General features: G+C 38.3%; 5 protein-coding genes and 1 pseudogene. 4 read left to right on the top strand and 2 right to left on the bottom strand.

Features of this window, described 5'->3' with window-relative positions; genetic code table 11:
- The first annotated feature begins 167 nt into the window (after positions 1-167).
- The 4 genes from PL85_RS18080 (at position 168) to PL85_RS18065 (ending at position 4706) form a co-directional block, all read left to right on the top strand.
- Entirely contained in the window at positions 168-1697 is a 1530-nt protein-coding gene (locus tag PL85_RS18080) for a DUF4041 domain-containing protein (protein ID WP_174223865.1), read from the top strand.
- A gap of 123 nt (positions 1698-1820) precedes the next feature.
- Positions 1821-2726, top strand: a complete 906-nt coding sequence (locus PL85_RS18075; protein ID WP_115340053.1) for a hypothetical protein — start codon at positions 1821-1823, stop codon at positions 2724-2726.
- Positions 2727-3065: 339 nt separating this feature from the next.
- The gene (locus tag PL85_RS18070) at positions 3066-3620 is read left to right on the top strand and encodes a hypothetical protein (protein ID WP_115340054.1); all 555 of its coding nucleotides are present in this window, start codon (positions 3066-3068) and stop codon (positions 3618-3620) included.
- A gap of 3 nt (positions 3621-3623) precedes the next feature.
- Positions 3624-4706 carry an RDD family protein gene (locus tag PL85_RS18065; RefSeq protein ID WP_115340055.1) on the top strand — a complete coding sequence of 361 codons (1083 nt, stop codon included), beginning with the start codon at positions 3624-3626 and terminating at the stop codon, positions 4704-4706.
- A 40-nt stretch (positions 4707-4746) separates the two neighbouring features.
- On the opposite strand, the pseudogene PL85_RS18940 reads toward PL85_RS18065, so the two are convergent.
- Positions 4747-5104: pseudogene (locus PL85_RS18940) on the bottom strand (regulator).
- 331 nt (positions 5105-5435) lie between these two features.
- On the bottom strand, positions 5436-6419 hold the full coding sequence (locus tag PL85_RS18060) for a hypothetical protein (RefSeq protein WP_088729450.1): 984 nt from the start codon (positions 6417-6419) through the stop codon (positions 5436-5438).
- Positions 6420-6713 lie beyond the last annotated feature (294 nt).

Below are 6713 nucleotides of genomic sequence, written 5' to 3'. Positions count from 1 at the left end.
AAAGCGGAGAAGAGCCCAAATACTAATAGCAAGTATCCAAGCATGTTGCCGCTCCTCTTCAATTCTTCGTATATCTGTATCTCAATACTGACATTTGTTTGATTACATCAGAGCCGATGTTGGTTACCATTCATGTTTCATATCAAATATCGTTGGCATAGCAATAAATGGATAATAATTCAATGACTTATATCTTAGTGGCGGCTATAGTTTTGCTTCTCATTGTCGATTTTCTTCTGCTAAGAAAAACTTCAAAATTGAGCAAAAAACTTGCAGATACAGAAGCTCTTCGGTCCGTGGCAGAGGCAACAATCGAAGAGTATAAAGAAAGATACTCTCAGATATTTGATGTTGAAGCTGAGTGCGAAAAAATCAAGGCGCAGCTGAAATCTGATAAGCAAAAGTTAGAAGAGACAGCACTTCAAGCCTTACGCGAAATCGAACACAAAAGAGCCGAGGCTAATGCGAAGCATCAATCTATTGAAGAGAAGATCAGTGAACTCCAGATTGACTACAAGAGTAAGAAAGCCACCTACGACTCTCTAACTAAGCAAATAGCCATATTTAATGAGGATATTGAGCTTATTGAGCTTGGCTTCTATAAACCAAAGTTTGATTTTGATTCATCAGAAACATTTAAAGAAGAGATTAACAAGTGCAAAGAACGCCAGAAAGCTTTACTGAAAGAGAAGTCTTCTAGCGGAGCGATATATTGTTACCGTGAATGGACTGTCGATGGTTCAAGAAGCGAAGGTAAGAAAATGACCGATAAGAGCATCCGCCTCACTGCACGAGCCTTCAATAACGAATGTGAGGCAGCTACTGCAAATTGTACGTGGAAAAACGTCACAAAGATGGAAGAGCGTATAAATAAGGCATTTGCAGCAATCAATAAGCTAAATGAACCAAATGCCATATCTATCACAGAACGTTATCTTAAAGAAAAATTGAGAGAACTTCAGTTGACCTATGAATATTGTCAAAAGAAACAACGCGAGAAAGAAGAGCAAGCAGAAATCAAAGCTCAAATGCGTGAGGAAGCAAGGATAGAGGCAGAGATAAAAAAAGCAGAAGATGAAGCTGTTAAGGAAGAAAAGCGTTATCAAAAAGCCTTAGAAGTTGCACGGCAGGAGCTTGAAAAGGCCAGCGATGAAATGAAATCAGAGCTAGAAGAACAGATAGCTCAGTTACAGGCCAACCTAGAAGAAGCAGAACGAAAGCACCAGCGTGCTCAATCAATGGCGGAGCAAACCAAGAGAGGTCACGTTTATATTATATCTAACATTGGCTCATTCGGAGAAAACATCTATAAGATAGGCATGACTCGCCGATTAGAGCCTATGGATAGAGTAAATGAGCTTGGGGATGCTTCAGTACCTTTTACCTTTGATGTACATGCTATGATTCATACGAATGACGCGCCAACTCTTGAGAAAAAGCTTCACGACGAGTTTGATTCTCACCGATTAAATATGATTAATAGACGCAAAGAGTTTTTCAACGTATCTCTGGAAGAAATAAAACATGCGGTAAGTCAATTTACCGATCAGTCTGTGGAGTTTATTGGAACTGCTGTTGCTCAGGACTATTACGAGACAAAAGCAATGAAGAAACAACTTTTGGCAAGGCAAGGAAAGTTGGAATTAGAAGAGTTATATTCATCTAAAGCCATACCCAAATTTGCAGATGTGCTGTAGAGCGTCTTCTAGCGTTTAGAGAAAACGGGGTACAGCTCAAATAGCTTCTGTCCAGATGTATGCTGGCGGGGGCATGTAACACGAAAATGCCCCTTAGCAAGGCGATAGTTTAATAGGTAAAATATGGCGAAATACGAATTGGATATAATTGGCAATGCAATGGATAGTTTGCATGAATCACTTGATAAGTATGCTCAAGGTCAAGATGGCGATATTAGAGCGCATAAATTTGCGATACTAAATTTTTGTCACTTTATGGAGTTAATACTTAAACACTATATATCTACAGTAAATGAAAACTTAATTTACTCGAATGTGTTTAAGGTTGTATCTAAACGAGCTAAAGCTGATGGCATCTCTCTTATAGATGCTTATGAGGTGCTTGAGGAAGAGGAGTTTGATTTTTCCTCTCCAATTAAAGGATATAGTAATCCACATACCATTCCTGTTGAAAGCGCTCTTGCATATGTTGAGTCAGACAAGGCTTATTTTGATTCAGATTTAGCTGCTGAAATTCGTGCAATGAAAAACTTAAGAAATGACATTGAGCACCACAAGTTTTCAATGGACACCAAGGAAGTTAGGCTTGCTCTAGGTCGGCTCACTCGTGGATTTGATGAATTTACGGATGTATTCGGCATTTTGGGGTTAGCAGAGGTTATCGACGAGAAACAACTGGGTGTATTCAAAACGTTAGCTGATGAATATGAGCACGAACTGCAAGAAGCTAAGGTTGAAGTACGAGAATCTCACGAGTCTGCATTCAGAGGTGTACGTCCTAAACATATGTATGATGTACACTGGGAGTCTTATGATTGCCCTGAGTGTGGAAATGATAACTTGATGATTCCAAACGACGATTCCTCAACTGGCTATCGCTGTACTTTATGTGGCAACGAAGAGTCTGAAGACATAGAGGTTGAATGTGAAATATGCGGTTCATCTTGGCCTAATGGTGAAATGTCAAGTTGGGTTGATACTTATGTATACACATGCCCAGACTGCAATGATTTCGAAAGCAAGTGGTAAATCAAACTAGCAAACTTTTAAATTACAACATACATTTCCTTATATGAAGTGAACGCGTTAGAGTTTTATATCTAACGCGTTTTTGTCCATAGACGTTTTGGGGCGACTAGCGCTAACTCGCCTTTGCCCCATTATTTGGTAGACCTTTACTCATTCACATCCTGTTCATAGGCTTTTGCCCTATTAAAAGTTATCCATTCTTCTCATGCTGTTGGCTGTTAATCCCCGAGATGTAATACGGGGTGAAAGTACTAAAGCTATAGACGCTAATTCACTGATAATTAGTTGATTATCTGAATTAAATACTGCAAAATCATTCCCTTTATGAATGAGGTAGCAATGAAACAACTCCTAGAAAGTGTAGCTAAAAAGCGCGATATCATATTATTTGTACTATCGCTTATTATCCCAATGTTATTTATACAAACATCAGATGCCCCCCAAATTAGGTGGCATAACTTTACGAGTCCGTTAAAGATGCCAGTGGCAACCAAGTCTGCTGTTGACACACTATCAGTGAACTCAATTGAGTTCACTGGTCGGGATAAAGGTCTGTTACAAATATATCTTAACCCCAACTACGTGTCCTATATCACTGCAAAATCAACTTCTTTGGATAAAAAAGAGCCATTGGAACTGTGCGATTCAGATTTGGAAGGCTTTGTATCAAAGTGCATTAGAGATATTGGAGACACCGAAAGCGTCAAGCTCTTTGTATGGGGAACATTTAATACATTCGAAACAGCAATGAATTCTGGCGGAAATATTATTCGCATGAAGCATGATGGTGAAGAGATTTTCATCGACAATGATGATTCAACTATCCCCTCAACTGTGCTCTGGCTTATTTATATATTATTTGTTGTAACAGTTACCGCACTAAAGAGGCGATAGGTTATGAGAAATATGATATCAAAAGTATTTTCATTAGTAACAAGGACATATGCTTTTATAATCGATTGTATTGCGTATTCTTTGTTGTCTTTTGTGTTTTTTTCTCAGGTAATAGGTAGTAATGATATAAATCTAGTCATCATTACCTCCTTATTAATAAAGTCGGCTCATGAATCAATTAACAACGGTAGCACTTTTGGTAAGTCTATCTTGCGCTTAAATGTTAATAGTGACGCTCATGTTAATTACATCCTAAGAAACTTCGTTATTATATTTCCAGTTTTAGCGCCCAAATTTATAGATAATGTAGCAAGTCATTATGGCTATGAAATTTTAGGATTGTATTACATCATTGTTATGATAATCCTAGTTTATTGTGCATTGTCAATATTTACGCTCTACGAATCTAAGCGTTTGCTACATGATTATGTTTGCGGTTCGTGGGTCGAACAAAAGCCACTAAATCTTTTGTTTATTGCAATTGCAGGATTTTTTTCTTTAGCGTTGTATTATTCGCTACCTATTGCCTACAAGCTATCGAATACTTTTATTAAGTTCGCTGATCATAAAGATATACTATACATCGATGTAGATGACAGTCATTGCAAATATTCACAGTATGAGATTCCTATCTATGATATTTGGGACGAAAAACTAGATATCGACAAAAGCCTAATTGATTCTAAGCATGGTATTCACTACTTTCAAAAAGTTATTAAAAATGGAAAACAGTATAGAAATTCTTTTCTAGGTTACCATATGAATGATAACAATTTAAGTTATCCTGTTTGTGTCGATGAACACTATGTATTTATTAACAATCCATTCAGTGAAAAAGACTTTTTTGACATGGCGACTTATTTGTCAAAAAATAAAAACTCGTCTGGGGTTTTTAATTTTGTTTTTTATAGACAGTATGGATGGTTTTATATTGGATATTTAAAGCGTTTATATAGTTATGTCGATGAAGATGGGACGTCAGTAGTATATAAAGATAAAAATACTTCCAGTAACCACTTTAGTTTTGGTTTTTCTGGCGAAGATGACCTTCACAAGCGAATATTGCTGTTTGGTTCTTTGTGGTAATTTTGATGAGGGCTACTACGGCCCTCTATTACTATGTCCGTTATTTCTTCTTAATTCTTGATATCGCGCGCGCATGTTTCAAAAGTTTAGCGGTTGTCACTAGGTCTAACTCTGATTGTATCTCTATCAGTGCAATACCTGTCAAAATCTCTTGCGGTGTAACTTGTTGCCCAGTTGGGAGTCTCAAATATCGATCGTTCATCGTAAGACCTTTCCATTCATCATGAAATGAAAGCTCTGCACATCAGGCGTTTACATTCTTTGGGTATGTTCTTCCCTCCGTCCCATTCATTGACAGTTCTCACACTTTTAAAACAAAGTTTAGCAGTGTCTTCCGCAGATAAACCGTATTCAAATTCACGAAAAAAGTAGTTTTTGGTCATTTCGTGATACTTCATGATTTACTCTCGCTAAACTGCAAGAGTTTAATAATTCATAAATTAATGTGATACCAGTTCCGTTGAACATAAGAGCAAATAATGCGCACTGTACGAAGGCGTATTAACTGGTAATATTTGCCTTATAAAAAGTTATTCATGAATTGCTAATGTTCGGTTTTTAGTAACGCATTTTTGTCCATCTTCGAGTCAGCTTGATCTGAGCTGACTCATTTGTGCCCCATAACCTGTTGGGGAAGGAAAGAAGCTGTAGAAGTAACGAACGAAGAAAGGTAAGCAGCTATATCTGTTAAGTTGAGATATAACTGCTTCTTGAAGTGAGAGGTTAAAGTTATTTCACTTCGTACCTCAGTAGGACTTCATTATCCAAAACAACGTTTGTTGACCAAATAAAACTTGCCCCAGCACCACTAAATTTCTCAATGAAGTTCATGTAAGATTTTTTGTTGTTCACACCAATTTCATCTTCTGAATATTCAGTCGCTTGAGGCCATGAAACGGCATCGAAGTCTTTTGCCATCCAGTTACTTGGGGTCTCCCAGTGAGCTGCATAAGCATTTGCACCGTTATCTGTGCCTTTTGTTGTGCAGTTCTCCGATAAGCGTTTACCATCAACCTCACTCAGGCAGCTTAAATCATAGACTGGTGCAGTATAAAATGTCTGTGCTTGCCAGTCGGAACTCGTCACAGTGCCATCACTAAAGCTTGCGATAAAGCCACCATCACCTGGGTGGAATGCCTTGCCACGGTTATCTTCTGTACCTAAACCTAAGTTTTCTTCCCAATCAATTACTTTTACAGCAATAGTGTATGGCTTATTTACTTTGAACTTTACGATACTAGAGTTAAACGGCGTAAAGGGTACGGTGTCTACCGCAACAAGCTGACCATTGATATATAACTCGAAGTAGTTGTCAGCAAAGATGTAACCAGTGATCTCTTCACCATTTGCATCAACTATGGTCACAGGGACTGAGTCTTCGTCCACATCGGCAATGCTTTCAGGAGTGATGTTGGCGCACTCTTCATAAAGATCGACCGCTTTTGGCGCAGTTGTAAAATGGTTTTGAGCAGGAACTGTCCATACCTTTCCGCTAGCATCAGCAATTTCACCAATGCCTGCAACACGGCTTCGACCATTCGCACACTCAAAAAGGTTTTCTTCTACTGTTTTTGCGAGACCTTGAGTAATGCTAGCTGAACCTTTGTAATCACTGACACTTCCGCTAACAGTTAGGTCGGAGGATGGAGAACAACCAGCCAACAACACGGCGATAGACGAAAGAGCTAATACTCTATTATTTGTAATAATCATCAATAAAAATTCTGTCGTTAGCATGGAGCTTAAGTGTAGATAATTAATCTCAACAGATCAATATGTTGGACTGGTGAGATAGCTGGCGCTGGCGCGTAGATTAGACTATATAATGCAAATCAACGTAAACGATGTGCAATTCTCGGTAAATGAACTTCTGTTCCGAGCTTTCACAGACTGCACTTCGTAACTCACAAATGTCCAGAAGCGAGCTAGCGATCGTGGCTAGCTCATTTTTGCCCCATTGTGAGTTAAAGTAAAACGCTAGCATTGACGACATTAAGTTATTTAGTT

It is taken from the genome of Vibrio anguillarum, assembly GCF_001989995.2.
GTDB classification, from domain to species: domain Bacteria; phylum Pseudomonadota; class Gammaproteobacteria; order Enterobacterales; family Vibrionaceae; genus Vibrio; species Vibrio anguillarum.
The sequence above is the reverse complement of the archived record's forward strand: the minus strand, read 5'-3'. Positions and strand labels throughout refer to the sequence as shown.

Coding starts and splice junctions, on each gene's coding strand:
- PL85_RS18070 (WP_115340054.1), top strand. CDS start 3,066: ATGAAACAACTCCTAGAAAGTGTAGCTAAAAAGCGCGATATCATATTA.
- PL85_RS18065 (WP_115340055.1), top strand. CDS start 3,624: ATGAGAAATATGATATCAAAAGTATTTTCATTAGTAACAAGGACATAT.
- PL85_RS18080 (WP_174223865.1), top strand. CDS start 168: ATGGATAATAATTCAATGACTTATATCTTAGTGGCGGCTATAGTTTTG.
- PL85_RS18060 (WP_088729450.1), bottom strand. CDS start 6,419: ATGATTATTACAAATAATAGAGTATTAGCTCTTTCGTCTATCGCCGTG.
- PL85_RS18075 (WP_115340053.1), top strand. CDS start 1,821: ATGGCGAAATACGAATTGGATATAATTGGCAATGCAATGGATAGTTTG.